The organism is Allobosea sp. 05T433, from assembly GCF_056396065.1.
The window spans coordinates 1-19,157 of record NZ_JBFTKS010000028.1 but is presented as its reverse complement, the minus strand read 5'-3'; the positions used below and the strand labels follow the sequence as shown (position 1 = coordinate 19,157).

At 66.2% G+C, this 19,157-nt stretch carries 17 protein-coding genes and 1 pseudogene; 8 read left to right on the top strand and 10 right to left on the bottom strand.

Going from position 1 to position 19,157, the window contains the following annotated elements:
* Position 1: 1 nt before the first annotated feature.
* A complete protein-coding gene (locus AC1DGP_RS28305; RefSeq protein ID WP_441508311.1) occupies positions 2 to 697 on the bottom strand; it encodes a GntR family transcriptional regulator in 696 nt (231 codons plus the stop codon).
* A 236-nt stretch (positions 698 to 933) separates the two neighbouring features.
* Here AC1DGP_RS28305 and AC1DGP_RS28300 point away from each other — a divergent pair, with 236 nt between their 5' ends.
* From AC1DGP_RS28300 to minE, 5 genes are all read left to right on the top strand, one after another.
* Positions 934 to 1,914, top strand: a complete 981-nt coding sequence (locus AC1DGP_RS28300) for a glycosylasparaginase (RefSeq protein WP_476832768.1) — start codon at positions 934 to 936, stop codon at positions 1,912 to 1,914.
* A gap of 143 nt (positions 1,915 to 2,057) precedes the next feature.
* A complete protein-coding gene (locus AC1DGP_RS28295; RefSeq protein ID WP_476832767.1) occupies positions 2,058 to 3,080 on the top strand; it encodes an amino acid ABC transporter substrate-binding protein in 1,023 nt (340 codons plus the stop codon).
* 655 nt (positions 3,081 to 3,735) lie between these two features.
* The gene (gene minC / locus AC1DGP_RS28290) at positions 3,736 to 4,476 is read left to right on the top strand and encodes a septum site-determining protein MinC (protein ID WP_069881279.1); all 741 of its coding nucleotides are present in this window, start codon (positions 3,736 to 3,738) and stop codon (positions 4,474 to 4,476) included.
* A 35-nt stretch (positions 4,477 to 4,511) separates the two neighbouring features.
* Entirely contained in the window at positions 4,512 to 5,327 is an 816-nt protein-coding gene (minD, locus tag AC1DGP_RS28285; RefSeq protein WP_113516688.1) for a septum site-determining protein MinD, read from the top strand.
* Positions 5,324 to 5,599, top strand: coding sequence for a cell division topological specificity factor MinE (gene minE / locus AC1DGP_RS28280; protein WP_441492312.1), 276 nt, complete (start codon positions 5,324 to 5,326; stop codon positions 5,597 to 5,599). Before minD ends, minE begins: the two co-directional genes overlap by 4 nt.
* 126 nt (positions 5,600 to 5,725) lie before the next feature.
* On the opposite strand, the gene AC1DGP_RS28275 is transcribed toward minE, so the two are convergent.
* The 7 genes from AC1DGP_RS28275 to AC1DGP_RS28245 form a co-directional block, all read right to left on the bottom strand.
* Positions 5,726 to 7,024, bottom strand: coding sequence for an MGH1-like glycoside hydrolase domain-containing protein (locus AC1DGP_RS28275; protein ID WP_476832766.1), 1,299 nt, complete (start codon positions 7,022 to 7,024; stop codon positions 5,726 to 5,728).
* Positions 7,025 to 7,027: 3 nt separating this feature from the next.
* Positions 7,028 to 8,074, bottom strand: coding sequence for an ABC transporter ATP-binding protein (locus AC1DGP_RS28270; RefSeq protein ID WP_476832765.1), 1,047 nt, complete (start codon positions 8,072 to 8,074; stop codon positions 7,028 to 7,030).
* Positions 8,075 to 8,085: 11 nt separating this feature from the next.
* Positions 8,086 to 8,892, bottom strand: coding sequence for a carbohydrate ABC transporter permease (locus AC1DGP_RS28265; protein ID WP_476832764.1), 807 nt, complete (start codon positions 8,890 to 8,892; stop codon positions 8,086 to 8,088).
* Entirely contained in the window at positions 8,889 to 9,737 is an 849-nt protein-coding gene (locus tag AC1DGP_RS28260; RefSeq protein WP_476777220.1) for a carbohydrate ABC transporter permease, read from the bottom strand. The genes AC1DGP_RS28265 and AC1DGP_RS28260 overlap by 4 nt, the downstream gene beginning before the upstream one ends.
* 73 nt (positions 9,738 to 9,810) lie before the next feature.
* A complete protein-coding gene (locus AC1DGP_RS28255; RefSeq protein ID WP_476832763.1) occupies positions 9,811 to 11,094 on the bottom strand; it encodes an extracellular solute-binding protein in 1,284 nt (427 codons plus the stop codon).
* Positions 11,095 to 11,173: 79 nt separating this feature from the next.
* On the bottom strand, positions 11,174 to 12,181 hold the full coding sequence (locus tag AC1DGP_RS28250) for a LacI family DNA-binding transcriptional regulator (protein ID WP_476832762.1): 1,008 nt from the start codon (positions 12,179 to 12,181) through the stop codon (positions 11,174 to 11,176).
* A 143-nt stretch (positions 12,182 to 12,324) separates the two neighbouring features.
* On the bottom strand, positions 12,325 to 13,230 hold the full coding sequence (locus AC1DGP_RS28245; protein WP_441508301.1) for a hydrogen peroxide-inducible genes activator: 906 nt from the start codon (positions 13,228 to 13,230) through the stop codon (positions 12,325 to 12,327).
* A 91-nt stretch (positions 13,231 to 13,321) separates the two neighbouring features.
* Here AC1DGP_RS28245 and AC1DGP_RS28240 point away from each other — a divergent pair, with 91 nt between their 5' ends.
* From AC1DGP_RS28240 to htpG, 3 genes are all read left to right on the top strand, one after another.
* Positions 13,322 to 13,456 carry a hypothetical protein gene (locus AC1DGP_RS28240; protein ID WP_441492304.1) on the top strand — a complete coding sequence of 45 codons (135 nt, stop codon included), beginning with the start codon at positions 13,322 to 13,324 and terminating at the stop codon, positions 13,454 to 13,456.
* A gap of 79 nt (positions 13,457 to 13,535) precedes the next feature.
* On the top strand, positions 13,536 to 15,713 hold the full coding sequence (katG, locus tag AC1DGP_RS28235; protein ID WP_441508300.1) for a catalase/peroxidase HPI: 2,178 nt from the start codon (positions 13,536 to 13,538) through the stop codon (positions 15,711 to 15,713).
* A 201-nt stretch (positions 15,714 to 15,914) separates the two neighbouring features.
* Positions 15,915 to 17,795 (top strand): molecular chaperone HtpG, encoded by a 1,881-nt coding sequence (gene htpG, locus AC1DGP_RS28230; protein ID WP_476832761.1) that lies wholly within the window; start codon positions 15,915 to 15,917, stop codon positions 17,793 to 17,795.
* Positions 17,796 to 17,971: 176 nt separating this feature from the next.
* Here htpG and AC1DGP_RS28225 read toward each other — a convergent pair whose 3' ends face one another.
* Entirely contained in the window at positions 17,972 to 18,604 is a 633-nt protein-coding gene (locus AC1DGP_RS28225; RefSeq protein ID WP_441492301.1) for an HAD-IA family hydrolase, read from the bottom strand.
* Positions 18,605 to 18,864: 260 nt separating this feature from the next.
* Positions 18,865 to 19,157, bottom strand: a pseudogene (locus AC1DGP_RS28220) (outer membrane protein); the annotation flags it as partial.

Here is a 19,157-nt window from a genome sequence, read left to right as displayed (position 1 = left end):
CCTATTCGGGCGCGCCCTCGCGCCGCCGGAGCGCCTTCAGCCGGCTGATCAGATGGCGCGCGCCCATCAGGATATGCTGCTCCAGATGGTCCTTGGCGCGCTCGATATCGCCCGCTCTGCAGAGATCGAGCAGGAGCTGGTGCTCGCGGTTCATGCGCTCGCGCCCGCCCGTCAGCCGGATCGGCAGCGGGAAATGGCGATAGGCGTTCAGATAGAGCTTTCGGATCAGCGCCAGCGTCTGCGGGCGGTTGGCCGGTGCATAGAGCGCGGCATGGAAAGCCCAGTTCAGGCTCGACCAGTTCTCATCCTGCTGGTCTTCCGCGATCTGCGCCAGGATCTCTTCGGCCCTTTGATAGTGCTGCGCCGTCATCAGCGGCATCGAGAGTTCGAGAAGCCAGGTCTCGAGCCGGGCCCGGATCTCGTAGGTTTCCTCGAGATCGTCGATCGACAGCCCTGAGACCACCGCGCCCTTGTGGGATTCCTGCCGGACCAGGCCCTCGGCCTCGAGTTGATGCAGGGCTTCGCGGATCGGCACCCGGCTGACGCCAAGCTCGGCCGCCAGCTTTTCCTGACGCAGCTGGATGCCCTCGGGCAAGGCGCCCGACAGGATCTGGTCGCGCAGCAGGTCGACGACACGCGCGGTCGTCGTCTTGCGCTGAAGCGCGGGAGGATTGTTCGACAGGATGGAAGCCGTCATCGCCTGCTCACGCGTCTCCTGCTCTGGCGCCCGGAGCCAATCCCTGCCCTGAAGCGCAGTTCATTTCAATCCGGGCGGCGGCCATAGGCAGGGATAACCGGTTTTGTATCCAATCCCGGCGCGCGATTGGAGGGGTCCCCAAACGATATATCACGCAATTCCGCCCCCTCTTGCGTCAGGCCTAGCGGCATCGTAATGGCAATTGGATCCAATATCCAATCTTGTTGAGAACACCCGTGATCGCGATCAGCAACAATGAAGGGGCCTGCGGCATTCCCGCGACCGCCCGCGCACTCGCCAAGGGCGAAGCGGCTCTCGACGCGATCGAGGCGGGCATCAGGCTTGTCGAAGCCAGTGAGAGCGTCCGCACCGTCGGCCGCGGCGGCTGGCCCAATCTCCTGGGCGAGGTCGAGCTCGATGCCTCCGTGATGGACGGCACCAGCCTGCGCAGCGGAGCCGTGGGCGCACTGACCGGCTATCTGCATCCGGTCAGCATTGCCCGCCAGGTGCTCGAACGCCTGCCGCATGAGCTATTGGTCGGCGAAGGCGCCAGGCGCTTCGCCGCCGAGATCAGCGCGGAGGCCGGCGAACTCCTGATGCCGCATGCCCGGACCGCCTGGGAGCGCTGGTTCCGGGACGAGGTCAGCGAAGCCGACCGCGCGAACTGGCCGGACGTGCCGATGGCGGAGCTCTGCGCCCAGGCGATCGACCCGGAAACCGGCCGCGACACCACGGTCTTCCTGGCTCAGGACGCGCAGACCCATATCGGGGCGGGCACCAGCACCTCCGGCTGGGGCTGGAAATATCCGGGGCGTCTCGGCGACAGCCCGATCATCGGCGCCGGTTCCTATGCCGATACGCGTTACGGCGCCTGCGCCTGCACCGGCGTCGGCGAAATGAGCATCCGGGCCGGCACCTCGCGCGCGGTCGTGCTCTACATGAAGATGGGCATGGGCGTCGAAGATGCGGTCTACGAGGCCGTTGCCGACATGCGCGCGCTGAAGGGCGGGCTGATCGGCCGGGTGACGATCCACGCCATCGACGCAGCGGGCGGCCACAAGGTCGTGGCCGTGAACGGCCTGCCGGAAAACCACTACTGGCTCTGGCGCGGCGGCGAGGCGGCGCCTTCGAGCCACCCTTGCGAGATCATCGCGATCAGCGAGGACCCCGCCCCCAAGCCAACCGCCCATCGCCGCTATGAGGCGATGGGGCTTTGACCTCCTGCCCTGGATCATCGGATCCGGAAACCTATCCGGTCCGATGATCCAACCCTTTGTGTTTGCATCGGCGTTGCCCCCAAAACCGCAATCCATCTTTCGGGCCGATGCGCGAGTTCCATCGATCATCAGGGATAATGACCATGGCCCATTCCGGAAAAATCGTTCTGTCTGCGCTGGCAGGCCTGTTGCTCGCCGGCACCGCCGCCCGTGCCGAGGGCACGCTCGATCGCATCAAGCAACGCGGGCAGTTGATCTGCGGCACGAGCACCGGCATTGCCGGGTTCAGCATGGCCGATGCGCAGGGCAGCTGGAGCGGGCTCGATGTCGATATCTGCCGGGCGCTCGCAGCCGCGATCTTCGACGACCCTTCGAAGATCAAGTTCGTTCCGCTGGCCAGCAAGGACCGCCTGACCGCGTTGCAGAGCGGCGAGATCGACGTGCTGCCGCGCACCACGACCTGGACGCTGAGCCGCGACGCCGGCCAGGGCCTGAACTTCACCGCCGTGAACTATTATGACGGCCAGGGCTTCCAGGTGCGCGCCAAGGCCGGGATCAAGTCGGTGAAGGAGCTGGATGGGGCCTCGATCTGCACCGTGCAGGGCACGACCAATGAGCTGAATCTCGCGGACTATTTCCGCGTCAACAAGATGAAATACGAGGTCGTCGCCTTCCAGGGCATCGATGAGACGGTGAAGGCCTATGAGAGCGGTCGCTGCGACGCAATCTCGACTGATATCTCGCAGCTCGTCTCCTATCGCCTGAAGATGTCGGACCCGGCCGAGCATGTCCTGCTGCCGGACGTGATCTCGAAGGAGCCGATCGGCCCCTATGTCCGCCAGGGCGACGACGAATGGTTCGACATCGTGCGCTGGACGGTCTTTGCGCTGATCAATGCCGAGGAGCTCGGCGTCACCCAGGCCAATCTCGCCGAGATGCTGAAATCCGAGAATCCGGAGATCCGCCGACTGCTCGGCGTCGAAGGCAAATTTGGCGTGGGGCTGGGCCTGACGCCCGACTGGATCGCCCGGATCATCCGGCATGTCGGCAATTACGGCGAAAGCTACGAGCGCAATCTCGGCACCGGCAGCCGCATCGGCCTGCCGCGCGGGTTGAACAATCTCTGGTCCAAGGGTGGCATCCAGTTTGCACCGCCCGTGCGCTGATCCAGAGCTTTCCAGGGGACGCCGCAAGCTCCCTGGATTGCGTCGCGGACAGCCTCTGAAAGCGGCGTCGTGGGCTCTCCTACGGCGCCGCTTTTATCATTCGCGGCGGGGCGCCGCGCATCCCCGCCGGGCGCCAATGGCCCAGCGCTGCGACATAGCCGACGCAACAGGCCAGGCTGCGAAGCTGGGCGATGTCGGAGCCCCTCGCTTGAACAGCCTCCCACCTGCACCGATTCCCTGGCTGATCGAATCGTCCGCGCAGGACTCACCGCTCCGGATCGACGGAATCAGCGAGTCCCTGTCCGCCCCGTCCCGCATGGCGAGCACTGAGCTACCTGAGACAATACGCTGCAACGCGCTGGCGTCTCAGGAGCGACCGAGTAGCCGAGGCGCAAACGCGTGTGCTGCGGGCGGCGGGACCGCTGCCAGCAGCGCTGTGGAACGGCCCCCGCGCGAGGCCGCCGGTCACGCAGGCCCTCGGGAGCCACACAGCTCTCCACACACATCATCCCCCGCATTCAACCGATTGGCAGAAAAAGCGTTTCCTGCCTTTCAGCACATTTCCGAGGGTTGCATTCCGGTAGGTGAAGGGCCGGATTTTTACGACTCGTTAACCATTCCATTCCTAGATCATGGCAACTGAAAATTTACCAAGATGACTGACGTGTTAACTCAACCTAGGCCGATCCGCCTCAAGGGGCGCTCCTATCTTGCTCTCACGCTGACCCCGGAGCTTCCCTTCGAGGATTGGCTGACGCGGCTCGACGAACTGGCTGGTCTGTCTGCCGGATTTTTCCTGCGGCGGCCGGTGGTGGTCGATGTCGAGGGCCTGAATATCGACCGGCCGCAGCTGCGCGACCTCGTCGGCCAGCTCGGCAAGCGCAATGTGCGGATCATGGGCATCGAGGGCGCACCACCCTCGCTGCTTGGCGCGGACCTGCCGCCGGCGATGTCGGGCGGGCGCGCGGCCTCGGATATCGAAGCCCCGACCGCCGAACAGGCCCCGCAGGCCGAGGTCGCCGAGAGCGTGCAGCCTCCCGCCCCTGCCCCGCAGCCGGTCAAGGCGACGCCATCGATCATCGTGACCGAGCCGGTGCGCTCGGGGCAGTCGCTGATCTTCACCGAAGGCGACGTCACCGTCATCGGCTCGGTCGCATCGGGCGCCGAGATCGTCGCCGGCGGCTCGATCCATGTCTACGGCACGCTCAGGGGCCGGGCGATCGCCGGCGCGATGGGCAATGCCTCTGCGCGCATCTTCTGCCGCAAGCTCGAGGCGGAGCTGCTCGCGATCGACGGCTTCTACAAGACGGCCGAGGACCTCGGACCCGACATGCGCGGCAAGGCCGTCCAGATCTGGCTCGAAGGCGAAACATTCAAGGTTGGATCACTCGCCTGAAACGACGGCGTATCCACAGAAAGCGGGAGAGTGCAATGGGCAAGGTCATCGTAGTCACATCGGGCAAGGGCGGCGTCGGCAAGACGACATCGTCCGCCGCATTGGGGGCAGCGCTTGCGCATAATGGCGACAAGGTCGTGGTCGTCGATTTCGACGTCGGGCTGCGCAATCTCGACCTCGTCATGGGCGCGGAACGACGGGTGGTCTATGACATCGTCAACGTCATCCAGGGCGAAGCGAAGCTGACGCAGGCGCTGATCCGCGACAAGCGGCTGGAATCGCTCTACCTGCTGCCGGCCTCGCAGACCCGCGACAAGGACAATCTCACGCCTGAAGGCGTCGAGAAGGTGATTGCCGCCCTGAAATCGGCCTTCGACTGGGTCATCTGCGACAGCCCGGCCGGCATCGAGCGCGGCGCGACGCTCGCCATGCGCCATGCCGATGTCGCGATCGTGGTGACCAATCCGGAAGTCTCCTCGGTGCGCGATTCCGACCGGATCATCGGGCTGCTCGATTCCAAGACGCTCAAGGCCGAGCAAGGCGAGCGGATGGAGAAACACCTGCTGCTGACCCGCTACGACCCGATCCGGGCCGAGCGCGGCGACATGCTGAAGGTCGACGACGTCCTCGAGATCCTGTCGATCCCGCTGCTCGGCATCATCCCGGAAAGCATGGACGTGCTGCGCGCCTCCAATGTCGGCTCGCCGGTCACCCTGGCCGATGGCCGCAGTGCGCCGGCGATCGCCTATTTCGAGGCTGCGCGCCGCCTCAAGGGCGAAAACCTGCCGGTAACTATTCCTGGTGAAAAGAAGGGCTTCTTCGGCAAGATTTTCGGAAGGAAAGCGGCATGAACTTCCTTCGTATTTTCACCCGCTCCCAGTCGTCGGCCCCCGCCGCCCGCGAGCGCCTGCAGGTGCTGCTCGCCCATGAGCGCGCCTCGGTCGGGGATTCCGACCTCGTCACCAAGCTGCGCGACGAAATCCTGCGTGCGATCTCGAAGCATATGCAGATCGATGACGACCGGGTCAGCGTCAAGATGGAGCGCGGCGCCAAGGTCTCGACGCTCGCCGTCGATATCGAGATCCCGTTCGACGCAGAGAAGAAGACGAAGAAGGCGGCCTGACGGCCGCCCCGCCCTCTCATCGGGAGCATCAGCCATGCTGGATCATCCGGCCGGAGCTCGTATCCGGTCAGATGATCCAGCATTTTGCGTTTGCACGCATCGAACAGGCCTGCGCCAGGGCTTGGCTCAGAGCGCGGTCAAGGCCTGACGATCGTCCTGCAATCCCGCCCAGCTGAGCCACATGGCAGCAGTCCAGGAGAAGTCGGGGCCGCCGCATCCTGTGCCGTCTCGCGGGTCGAAATACTCCCAGAAGCCGTTCTGCCGGACGAGATCGCCGCTGTCGCGCCGGAGCAGGCCGGCCTCCTCGGTCAGACCATAGGCAGAAAAGCCGTCGGCGATCATCCGGTTCATCATCAGCCAGACCGGGCCGCGCCAATAGCGCGTCGCATCGAAACGCCGATCGCGCGGATCGCTGCTGGCGACGGAGAAGCCGGCTGCGGCCCGGCTTGCCGCGAGATGGCGCTTGAGCGCGAGCGCATCCTCCTGGCTCGCCATGCGCGCGTAAAGCGGGAGATAGGCGGCGCAGGTGACGGCCTCGCTGAGACGCCCGCTGCGCAGGTCGAGCGACCGATACAACCCGTCGGGCCCCTTGAGCCGCGACATCGCCGTCTCGCTGCGTGCGATCCAGCCTTGCAGGGCAGCGGCCTCGGTGGTGAAGCCCAGTTCTTCCGCCAGCTTCAGAAGATCGCGATCGGCGCGCAGCAGGATCGACTGGATGCCGAGATCGCAGACCCGGAAGGAAAGCCCGCGCGCCACGGCCACCCCGTCCCAGCGCAGGGCCTTGGCTTCCTCGACCAGGGTCATAACCCGGTTGTAGAAATCATGCGTCGGGCGGTGGGACGCATCGACATGGCCGAGATCCTTGCGCAGATGCGCGACATCGACCTGTGGCACGACATTGGCGAGCGGCTCGTCCCAGTCCGGCGAATTGTCCCGCCCCGATTCCCAGGGGTGGACCATGGTGACGAGCCCGGTGCCGTCCGGGTCGCGGGTCTCGTGCCACCAGCGATGCGAGGCGAAGAGTTTTGGGACGAGAGCCCGGATCCGCGTGGCATCGCGGCCGGACAGCCCGTGCAGCACCCGCGCCGCGGTCGCTGCGACGGGGGGCTGCGAGATTCCCGACGTCAGCGGCTGGCGCTGGATGCCCCAGGCCTCGGGGCCGGGATAATAGCCGTCTGCCGGGGCGCGGAACACGATATGCGGCACCATGCCGTCCTCCCACTGGCCCTCGAACAGGGTTTCCAGCTCGCGCCAGGCGCGGTCGAGATCGAAGGTGGCGAAGCCGAGCGCGACGAAGGCCGAATCCCAGTTCCACTGGAACGGGTAGACGCGGCCATTGGGAACGGTGAAGCCGCCACGGTCATTGCGGCGCAGCACGGCGCGCGCCGCCTCGTCGCGGTCGGAGGGAGGTGTGGTCGACAGCATGGCTCAAGCTCCGGGATGAGTGCGGCCCGTTTCCGGGTCGATCCAGACAATGCGGGTAGGGTCGAGCGCCAGACCGAGCGTTTCGCCCGCCGCGATCCGGGCGGCGGGGGGCGCAACGACACGGGCAAGGTCATCGCCGATCCTGCCGGTGAGCAGGAGATGCGAGCCCATCGGCTCCGCGACCCGCACGGTGAAGGGCACGCCGCCGGCGGTCTCGGTCAGCTTCGCATCCTCGCCGCGAAAGCCGAGGACGATCGGCCCGTCGGCAGGCGATGCCAATGTCAGCCCGCCGAGCCGGGCCTGGCCGGAGGTTGCGACCGTGTTGACGAAATTCATCGGCGGCGAGCCGACGAAGCCGCCCACGAAGCGGGTCGCGGGCCGCGAATAGACCTCGGTCGGCGTGCCGATCTGCACGATATGGCCGCCATGCATCACCGCGATCCGATCGGCCAGGCCCATGGCCTCGGTCTGATCATGCGTGACGTAGATCGTGGTCGTTCCGGCCTCGCGCAGGACGCTGCGCAGCTCCGCCCGCATCTCCAGCCTGAGCAGCGCGTCGAGATTGGAGAGCGGCTCGTCCATCAGGAGCACGGCCGGCTCGACCGCGAGCGCACGCGCCACCGCGACGCGCTGGCGCTGGCCGCCCGAGAGCTTGGCCGGAAAGCGCTCCAGATACTGCTCGATATGCAGCAGCTCGGCCGCCTTGCGCACCTTCGCCTCGACACGCGCCTGGTCGGCGCCCTTCATGCGCAGACCGAAGGCGACATTCTCGAACACCGTCATATGCGGGAAGACGGCATAGTTCTGGAACACCATGGCAAGGCCGCGCTGGGCCGGCTTCAGAGAGGAGACGTCGCGTTCGCCGATCATGACCTTGCCGGCGCTCTGCACCTCCAGCCCGGCGATGATGCGCAGCAGCGTGGTCTTGCCGCAGCCGGAGGGGCCGAGCAGCGCGACGAATTCGCCATCCTCGACGGTGAGCGAAATCTCCTGCAGGGCAACCGCATTGCCGAACTGCTTGGCAACCTTGTTGATCAGGATCCCGGCCAACGGTCTCCTCCCTATTTGCTCGAGACGCCCCACATCGCGAACAGGTATTTCCTGACCGCGAAGATGAAGAGCACCGAGGGAATGATGAGAATGAAACCGCCGGCGAAGCGGTAATGCAGCGGCGACTCGGAGAGGACCGTCAGGAGATAGGCGGTGAGCGTGCGCTCGCGCACCGTCAGGACCGAGGCAGCGAAGACCTCGTTCCAGGAGATGACGAAGGCGAAGATCGCCGCAGCTGCGATGCCGGGAAGCGCCAGCGGCAACACCACCTTGCGGAAGGCCTGCCGGCGCGTACAGCCGAAGACCCAGGCCGCCTCCTCGTATTCGCGGGGGATGCCCATGAAGAGCGACGAGGTCACGAGAGCGGCGAAGGGCAGCGCCAGCGCCGTATGGATCAGCGAGACGCCAAACGGCGTGTCGTAGAGCCCGACCCGGATGAAAATGACGGTCAGCGGCAGGGCAAGGATCGCCAGCGGAAAGGCGCGCGTCAGCAGCACCAGCAGACGAAAGGCGCTCTGCCCCCGGAAGGAAAAACGCGCCAGGGCATAGCCTGCGGGTGCGCCGAGCAGGATCGAGAACAGCATGGTCAGCGATGCGGCGATGAGCGAGTTCAGGGCCGCGTTCCAGACGCCTTCGATCCTGAGGAAGGTGGCGAGCGCCGCGAAACCGGCCTCGCCGGGGGCGAAGGATTTCGGCCATTTGAACACGGCGAGCCGCCCGCCCATGGCGCCGAGCCCGATCAGGTAGATCGGCACCAGCACCCAGGCGCAGAGCGCCAGGACGCCCGTGACATAAAGCCATTTGCGGGGCGCGCTCATGCTTGCGTCTCCGGATCGACGCGCAGCGCCTTGAGGTAGATGATCGTCGCCGCGAGCGAGATCACCATCACGAGCACGGCATAGGCAGCCGCGACGCCGTAATTCTGGTTCTCGTTCTGCCAGGTGTAGGCCTCGCCGACGATGATCGGGAAATTGCGCCCGCCGAGCGCGTAGACCACCGCAAAGACCTCGAAGGCGAGGACCGTGCGCAGGATCAGCGCCGATTGCAGGCTGGGCTTCAGCAGCGGCAGGGTGATCTTGCGGAACTTGGTCCAGGGGGTGGCGCCGAAGATGTCGGCGGCCTCGCCGAATTCCTTCGGTATGAGCTGGATGCCGGCGACGAGAATGATCAGGACGATCGCGGTCGCACGCCAGATTTCGGCCAGGACGACGGCGAAGAACAGCGCGACCGGCGTCTCGCTGTTGAGATAGGCGGTCGGGCCGCTGATCACGCCGATCTGGAACAGCAGTGTGTTGAGATAGCCGGAATCCTGCAGGATCGCGAGCCAGACAAGGCCGGCTGCAAGATCCGAGACGCCGAGCGGGATCGTCCAGATCCAGAGCACGAGCTCGCGCCCGCGCGTCATCCTCTGCAGCATCAGCCCCATGACGAGCGCGAGCGCCACCTGCAGCGGGATCACCACCGCGACGAGGGCGAAGGTGTTGCGCAGCGCCGTGGGAAAATTGAGGTCCCCCGCCATGCGGGCATAGTTGGCGAGCGAAAACCCCTGCCCGCCATCGAAGGAGAGCAGGATGGTCTGGCCGAGCGGTACCAGGAAGAAGGCTGCAAGAAAGGCGACCGAGGGCGCGATCAGCAGATAGGGCAGCCAGCGCGGCTGGAGCATGGTCGAAGGCCTCTGCAAGGCGCTCCCGGAGGCTGCGCTTCGGTCGGGGACCGGAGCGCAGCTCGTCCTGAGCTCAGGTGACCGGGCAGGCGCCCTGGCTCGGCTTGTCGGGCGCCCAGCAGGGCGCAGCGGTCTGGACCATCAGGCTGCGCAGGATCTCGGCCTGGGCGTCGAGAACCGCGCGGATCGGCTCGTTGCGCAGCACGATGCGCTGGAACGTGTCGAAATAGACCTTGTTGAACTCGCCGCCCTTGTCGCCGAGGCCGATCGGCAGGAGGGCGACGATCGCGTCCTTCGCGCCCTGCGTCTTCGCCACGCCGTCGGCGAGCAGCTTGACGCCGGCCGGCAAGTCGGGCGGCAGGGGCGCATCCACGACCGGGAAGAAGCCGACCTCCTGCGCCGCGGCAAGCTGTGTCGCAGGCTTCAACAGATGCTCGATCACGGCTGCGGCCTGGGCCCGGTTCGGCGCATCCTTGGCGATGGAGAGCCCGGCAATGACGGGCATATAGGCGCGCCCCTTGGCGCCGGCTGGAGGCGCCACGACGAGATACTGGTCAGGCTCGGCAGTCAGGGCGTCCTTGACGCGGGCGATATGGTCCCAGGCGATCCAGATCTCGCCGGCCATCAGCGGCTCCTGCATGAAATTATAGTTGTTGGCGTTGGGGTTCACCGTCGCCCAGAGCGCCTTGAAATCGGCCCAGCCCTTCTCGGCCGCGGCCGAGCGGAACTCGGTCACCATCGAGCCGGTATAGGAGGGCACGAGATTGCCCTGCACGAAGCGGGCGAACAGGCCCTTCGGCCCGGCCGGGAAGCCGATGCGGCGCTGGCCGGTCTTCTCCTGGATCGCCTTGCCCCAGGCGGCGAGCTGCTCATAGGTCAGCGCGTTGACATCGGCGCCAGCCGGCAGGAAGGGCAGCGCCGCCTTCTTGATGACGAGGACATAGGTCGCCTGCATCCAGGGGATGTATTGCTGATTGGGCGTGCCGAGCTTGCCGAGTTCCATCAGTCCGGCTGGAATGCCGCTCGCGCCGAGTTTCGCCGCGATATCGTCGACCGCGTCGAGAGAGCCTGCCGGCACGAGCGGCTGCAATTCGCCATGCAGCGCGCCCATCAGGCTGATCGTGCGCTTGCCTGCCGCCTGTTCCGCTTTCATGCGCACGGCAAATTGCGGCGGCTCCTCGACCACATAGGTGGTTTTCGGCGCGCCCTTGAGCAGGACCTCGCGCACCTTCTGCGCCTCGTCGATCGGGCGCAGCTGCGTCGAGAGGAAGACGAGGTCCTGCGCCTTCGCAACGGGTGCAACAAGCATGGCCCCCGCCGCGACGGCGGCGCATGCCAGATGGTTTAGCGTCTTCATATCGTCCTCCCTGCCTCGCTTGTTCTGGTTTGCGTGGGATAAGGCCGGTTGCGAGCGCCTGGCCGTTTCCGTGATCGGATCAGCGACGCGCCTCCCCCAGCGAGGCGCGTGCAATGAACTCGACCGAATTGATCTCGGTCAGATCGCGGGGATCGGCTCCGCCGATGCGCGCCAGCGCCATCTCCGCGAGGCGGCGGCCGGTCGCGGCGATCGGCAGCTCCATCGTCGCGAGCGCGGGGTCCGAGAAGGCGGAGGCAGGAATGTTGTCATGGCCGATGATCGCGATGTCGCGCCCGACGACGAGACCGCGCTCGCGGATGGCGCGCATCGCGCCCAGCGCCATGCTGTCGGTCGCACAGAGCAGCGCGGTGGGCTGCGCCGGCTGCGCCAGGAGCAGCCCCGCCGCACGATAGCCGCCGGCCTCGTCGGCGCTGCCCTCGATGATCGCGCCGAAAATGCCAGCCTGGCGAAGGGCCCGCGCGAAGCCGCTGCGGCGCAGATGCGCGAAGGTGAAGGCCGAGGGCGCCGCAAGATGGCCGATCCGGCGGTGGCCGAGGGCGGCCAGGCGCAGCACGGCATCGTGGAACGCGGCCTCGCCATCCCCGTCGACAAAGGCATAGGGCTCTGGAAAATCGCTACGCCCCATCGCGACGAAGGGAAAGCCGGCATCTGTGAGGTAGCGCAGGCGAGCATCCTCGCGGCGGGTGCGGACGACGATGATGGCGTCGGTGCGGCGGCCGTCGACAAGGCGGCGATAGGTCTTGAGCTCGTCGGGGCCGGGCAGCGCGGCGATTAAGGTCAGATCATAGCCCTGCTCCGCCAGCCGTTCGCCGATCGAGCCCAGCAGCTCTAGATAGAGCGGCTCGTTGAAATGGCCCGGCCCGGCCGGAAGCACCATCGTGACGATCTCGGTCAGCCCGCGACGCAACCGCCGGGCTGCGGAATTGGGCCGGTAACCGGCCGCCTCCGCCGCTGCCCGCACGCGGTCTCGCGTGGCGAGCGCAACATCGTCATAGCCGTCGAGCGCCCGCGAGACGGTGGTGATCGACAATCCCAGCGTTTGCGCCAGCGCGCGCAACGAGCTCATCGGCATCTCAATGGTTGGACGATCGGCGCCTCACGTTCAGGATAACCCGATCCAAAACGTTTTGGGAAGTCGATTCAAGTTTGGCATGCGTCACGCCTTGCGGCGACGGCGCGGCGCGCTTTCGGGCTTGAGGTTGCTCGCGCCTAGGCCCGGCGGGCTGCGGCCGAGAGGCGCACGGCCTCGGCAATCTGTGCAAACTGCTTGGCGAGCGGGCTCGTCTTGCGCCAGACCATGCCGATCGTGCGCGATGGCTGGGGGTCCTTGAAGCGCGTGACGCAGACCGAGGCCGAGCGTGTCTCGACCGCGACTGCCATCTCCGGAATCAGGGTCACGCCCATGCCGGCATCGACCATCTGCACCAGGGTCGAGAGCGAGCTTGCATCCAGCAGGTCGCGCGGGTGCATGGTGCGCGGGTTCTTGTTGCAGAACGAGAGGGCCTGCTCGCGAAAGCAATGCCCCTCCTCCAGCAACAGCAACCGCATTTCGTGGAGATCCTCGCGATTGGGGGCTGGCTTCCCCTCGTCCTCGCGTGACCGGACGAGGACGAAGCTTTCCGTGAAGAGCGCGGCCTCGGTCAGCGAAGGCTCGGAAACCGGCAGCGCCACGACCGCCATGTCGAGCCGGCCTTCATTCAGCTCCTGCACGAGTTTCGGCGTCAGCGTCTCGCGGACATGGAGGTCCAGCCCGTCATGGAGGCCGGTCAGGTCGGCGATCAGGCCGGGCAGCAGATAGGGCGCGACCGTGGGAATCACACCGATGCGCAGCCTGGCGACGAGCCCGCCGCGCGAGCTGCGCGCATAGTCCTCGAGCTCGTCGACCGAGCGCAGGATGTCCTTGGTGCGCAGCGCGATCTCTTCGCCGAAACTCGTCAGCCGGACCTGGCGCCGGTCCCTTTCGAAGAGTTCGGCGCCGAGTTCCTCCTCAAAGGCCTTGATCTGCATCGACAGGGCCGGCTGGGAGATGGCGCAACTCTCCGCCGCGCGTCCGAAGTGGCGCTGGCGGGCCAGCGCCTCGAAATAACGCAGCTGTTTCAGTGTCAGGTTCGTCATAATCTTAGCTTATCGACGCAATCAGAAAATCGGAATTAATATAATGAAACCCTTTTGCTAAGAGGCTCCTTGCGACGATGAGGAGCAGGCAATGCCGAGACCGCCCCGCATGATCAAGACCGGTGGCGTTCCGCTCGTGGCCGACCTGGCCCAGTCCAGCCGCCGGCACCCGTCGATGTCCCTGTTTCCAGCCGCCCGGCTGGCAGGCCTGCCAGGCAGGCCATGAAAGCGGATCGCCTGCCCCGGCACCGACCCGCCTGTGATCGAGAAACGCGCAATCAGCGTAACGTGAATTGGAGAGAATCATGAATGCGAAGACTGAGGGGGGAGCCGGGAAATGCCCGGTCGCTCACGGGACCAGCGGCACCCAGAGCCGCGACTGGTGGCCCAACCAACTGCGCGTCGACCTGCTGAACCAGCACTCGTCCAAGTCCGATCCGCTGGACCAGGCCTTCGATTACCGGCAGGAATTCAGCAAGCTCGACTATGAAGAGCTGAAGAACGATCTGCGCAAGCTGATGACCGACTCGCAGGACTGGTGGCCGGCCGATTTCGGCCATTACGGCCCGCAATTCGTCCGCATGTCCTGGCACGCCGCCGGCACCTATCGCCTGAGTGACGGCCGTGGCGGCGGTGGCCGCGGCCAGCAGCGCTTCGCCCCGCTCAACAGCTGGCCGGACAACGTCAATATCGACAAGTCGCGCCGCCTGCTCTGGCCGATCAAGCAGAAATACGGCCAGCGGATCTCCTGGGCCGACCTGATGATCCTCACCGGCAATGTCGCGCTGGAGACCATGGGCTTCCGCACCTTCGGCTTCGCCGCCGGCCGCGCCGATACCTGGGAGCCGGATCTCGACGTCAACTGGGGTGCCGAGACCGCCTGGCTGACGCATCGCCCGCTCGATGCGTTCGACGCTCCGCTCAGCGCCACCGAAATGGGCCTGATCTACGTCAACCCGGAAGGCCCCGGCGCCAATGGCGACCCGCTCTCGGCGGCCCATTTCATCCGTGAGACCTTCGCCCGCATGGCGATGAACGACGAGGAGACCGTCGCGCTGATCGGCGGCGGCCATACCTTCGGCAAGACCCATGGCGCAGCGCCCGAATCCCACAAGGGACCGGAACCCGAAGGCGCAGGCCTCGAGGCGCAGGGCCTGGGCTGGGCCAGCAATTATGGCAGCGGCTTTGGCGCGGATGCCGTCGGCAGCGGCATCGAGGTCACCTGGACGCAGACGCCGGCGCAGTGGAGCAACCACTTCTTCGAGAACCTGTTCAAATACGAATGGGTGCAGACCCGCAGCCCCGGCGGCGCCATCCAATGGGAGGCGAAGGACGCGGAGGACGTCATCCCCGACGCCCATGATCCGTCGAAGAAGCGCAAACCGACCATGCTGACGACCGACCTGTCGCTGCGCGTCGACCCCGCTTACGAGAAGATATCGCGCCGCTTCCTGCAGAATCCGCAGGCCTTCGCGGAGGCCTTCGCCCGGGCCTGGTTCAAGCTGACCCATCGCGATCTCGGCCCGCGTTCGCGCTATCTCGGACCGGAAGTGCCCCGGGAAGAGCTGACCTGGCAGGATCCGGTGCCGGCCGTCGAGCATCCCCTGATCAATGACGAGGATGCGGCTGCGCTGAAGGCCAAGGTCCTGGCCTCGGGCCTGAGCGTCTCCGAGCTCGTCGGCACCGCCTGGGCCTCGGCCTCCACCTTCCGCGGCGGCGACAAGCGCGGCGGCGCCAACGGCGCGCGCGTTCGCCTCGCGCCGCAGAAGGACTGGGAGGTCAACCAGCCCCTGCAGCTCGCCAATGTGCTCAAGGTCCTCAAGGGCATCCAGTCGGAGTTCAACCTGGCCGCGACCGGCGGCAAGGAGGTCTCGCTGGCCGACCTGATCGTGCTGGCGGGCAATGCCGGCGTCGAGCAGGCGGCGAAGGCTGCCGGCCAGAATGTCACCGTCCCGTTCGCTCCGGGCCGCACCGATGCCTCGCAGGGACAGACGGACATCCATGCCTTCAACGTCATGGAGCCGCAGGCGGACGGCTTCCGCAACTACCAGAAGGCGGCGCTCAAGGTGCCGGCCGAGGTGGCCCTGATCGACAAGGCGCAGCTGCTGACGCTGACCGCACCCGAGATGACCGTGCTGGTCGGTGGACTGCGCGCGATCAACATCAATGTCGATGGCACGAGCCACGGCGTCCTGACCGACCGTCCCGGCGCGCTGACGAACGACTTCTTCGTCAACCTGCTGGACATGGGCACGCAGTGGAAGGCGAAGCCTGACTCCAAGGACGTGTTCGAGGGCACCGACCGCAAGAGCGGCGCGCCGAAATGGACCGGCACCCGCGTCGATCTCGTGTTCGGGTCGAACTCGGTGCTGCGTGCGCTGGCGGAGGTCTATGCCAGCTCGGACGCGCAGGCGAAGTTCGTGAAGGACTTCGTTGCGGCCTGGACCAAGGTGACGAACCTCGATCGCTTCGATCTGGTCTGATCCAGACGAATAATACCTTCAGCGGCCGCTCCCGGGCGGCTGCTGAAGCTCTGTCCTTGCCCGTGAGCCAGGCTCGACTTCGGGCCAGGGGTCAGTGAGAGCCCGGCGCCCCTGACGTCGATGGCCCCTGCCCCGTCTTGCAAGATCCGGCTATTCCAGCCATCTGATGGGCCGCGTTCCCCAGCCAGACAGCATGCAGCCATGACAACCCAGACCGCCGAAAGCCGAAGCTTCGAAGCCGATGTCTCCCGCCTGCTCCATATGATGGTGCACTCGGTCTATTCGGACCGGGACGTCTTCCTGCGGGAGCTGATTTCCAACGCCGCCGACGCCAGCGAGAAGCTGCGCTACGAGGCCATCGCCCGGCCGGAGCTTCTCGGCGACGACCTCAAGCTCGCGATCACGATCGCGGCCGATCCCGAGGCCGGCACGCTCGTCATTGCCGATAACGGCATCGGCATGAGCCGCAACGAGATGATCGAGGCGCTCGGMACCATCGCCCGCTCCGGCACGCGCGGCTTCATGGAGCGCATCGCGACCGCCGAGGGCAAGGAAGGCGCACAGCTCATCGGCCAGTTTGGCGTCGGTTTCTACTCAGCCTTCATGGTCGCCGACAAGGTCGAGGTCGTCAGCCGCCGCGCCCGCAGCGACGAGGCCTGGCTCTGGTCGTCGGACGGCAAGGGCGAGTTCACCGTCGCCCCCGTTGGGCTGGATGATGCCCCTCTGCGCGGTACGCGCGTGACGCTGCATCTGATGGAGGATGCCAAATCCTATGCGGAGCGCTGGACGCTGGAGCGCATCGTCAGGGAACAATCCGGCCATGTGCCGGTGCCGATCTCGCTGATCGAGAAGCCGGGCGCGGAGGCAACCACGCTGGCCGACGGCGCGGCGCTGTGGGCCAAGCCCAAGAACGAGATCAGCGCGCAGGACTACACGGATTTCTATCGCAGCGTCGCCGCGCAATATGACGAGCCCGCCACGACGGTCCATTTCCGGGCCGAGGGCCGCCATGAATACACCGCGCTGCTCTTCGTGCCGGGCGGGCGTCCGTTCGACCTGTTCGACGCCGATCGCAAGGGCCGCATCAAGCTCTATGTGAAGCGCGTCTTCATCACCGACGAGGCGGAGTTCCTGCCGCGCTATCTGCGCTTCGTGCGCGGCATCGTCGACACCGCCGATCTGCCGCTGAACGTCTCGCGCGAGATGATCCAGAACAGCCCGCTGCTGAGCGCGATCAAGAAGGGCGTGACCAGCCGCGTCCTCTCCGAGTTGTCGAAGCTCGCCGAACAGGACGGCGATAGCTTCGCCAAGATCTGGGAGAATTTCGGCGCGGTCATCAAGGAGGGGATCTACGAGGATTTCGAGCGTCGCGCCCAATTGCTCGGCCTCGCCCGCTTCAAGACGACAGCCGCAAGCGACGGCCGACGCAGCCTGAAGGACTATGTCGCAGCGCTCAGGGAGAACCAGACGGCGATCTACTATATCGCCGGCGACGACGCAGACCGGATCGCGAACTCCCCGCAGCTCGAAGGTTTTAGGGCGCGCGGCATCGAGGTGCTGCTGCTCAGCGACCCCGTTGACAGCTTCTGGGTCTCGGGAGCGCCGGAATTCGAGGGCAAGCCGTTCAAGTCGGTGACGCAGGGCGCAGCCGATCTCAGCCTGATCCCCCTGCTCGACGATGCGACGCCGCCCTCCGCCGAGACGAGCGAGGCGGTGCAGGCCTTGCTCGCGGCGATGAAGGAGATTCTCGCGGGTGAGGTCGCCGATGTCAGGGCCTCCGACCGGCTGACCGACAGCGCGGTCTGCCTGGTCGCGGCGGAAGACGGGCCGGATCGCCAGTTCGAGCGGCTCTTGACCGCGGGCGGGCGCATCGAGCGCGCAAGCAAGCCGATCCTCGAGGTCAATCCGCGGCACGCGATGATCCAGGGACTGGCCGGCGTGCAGAACGAGGCCGTGCGCAGCGATGTCGCAAACCTCCTGCTCGATACAGCCCGCGTGCTCGACGGCGAGCGCCCCACCGATGCCAAGGCGTTCTCCGAGCGCCTGAGCCGGCTGGTCGCGCTTGGCCTTGCGGCCTCGTAGGAACCGGATGCAGCGTGCGTGCCGGTTCGGCGCGCACGCCCTCTCGGCTCCAGGCGAAAGGCGCCGGCGACGCTTCCGCGTCAGGCGATTTTTGGGCGCAAAACCAAGGCGTTGCTAGCGAATTCTGCGACTTTGAATCGCCTGGGTTGACCTGCCTCTCACGGGAGGCATGAGCCTCAGGCGCTGGTGAGCTGCGCCTGCAGATCGGCGAAATCCGTGAACACCAGATCCGGCCATTGGGCGAGCAACGCGGCAGGGGCGTTGTAGCCGAAGGTCACCGCCCCGCAGGCCATCCCGGCCTTGCGGGCGGCCTCGATGTCGCGGAGCTCATCGCCGATCGCGATCGCGCGCTCCCGGGGGACGCCCAGCCGCTTCGCAACAGCCTTGAACTTGGCGCTCTTTCCCCAGAGCGAGGCGCCGCAGTCGAAGGCGCTGACATGCTCCGCAGCCCGGCCCAGCGTTCGCCGGATCGTCTCCTCCGCATTGGAGCTGACGACGGCGATCCTGATGCCGTGACGGGCGAGGTTTGCGAGCGCCTGTTCGACACCGTCGAAGAGGCGAACCTCGCCCTGGCTCTGCGCATTGAGCTGGCGCATATGCGCGGCGATCGCGGGGATCTTCCACAGGGGAACACCGAGATGGGCCACAATCTCGCGGCTACCGAGGGCACGCAGATCGTCCCTCTCCTGCTCCAGGACCTCGCGAAAGCCAAATCGCCGGGCGGTCTCGTTCAGCACCGAACAGAACCATGGAAAGCTATCGGCCAGCGTTCCGTCGAAATCGAAGATGGCGAGCGCGTAGCGAGGCATGGCTGAGCGTGGAGTGTGAGAGGTTTGCGGGGATAACCCGAACTGCGGCGGCGGAGGACATTCATTCGAATGAGACGCCGCTTGTCCGGTATCGCTTCGTGGTCGTGGATGACAGAGGCATTATCGCAATGTCCGGGTTCTGTGCATGGCCCATCGCTGTTGCGGGTCCGATCCGGAGCCCCGCGGCAGAGCAGAGCGAACTCACTTCTCCGCCGCGAACCGGCGGCGGCGGGAGGCGCGACGTGGCTTTCTGGCGGCAGCTATTTCGGGAACAGGAACTGGAGCTGGGCCCTGAGCTGCCAGTCGGCGCCACCGCTGGGCTTTGCGACGTTGTAATAGGCTGCGAGCTGCGCGTTGACCGGCTGATGGCCGATCTTGAAGACGCGTCCGAAGCCGCCGCCGACCGGCACCGTCCAGCGGTCGCCATGGCCGGCCTCCCAGTCGGCGGTGATGATCGGGGACGAGGTCAGGTACCAGCCGCCGTGGAAATTGTAGTTCACGAAGGGCTGCAGCGTCATCGCGTTGACCGCGCTGCGGTTGCTCTTGCCCGCGA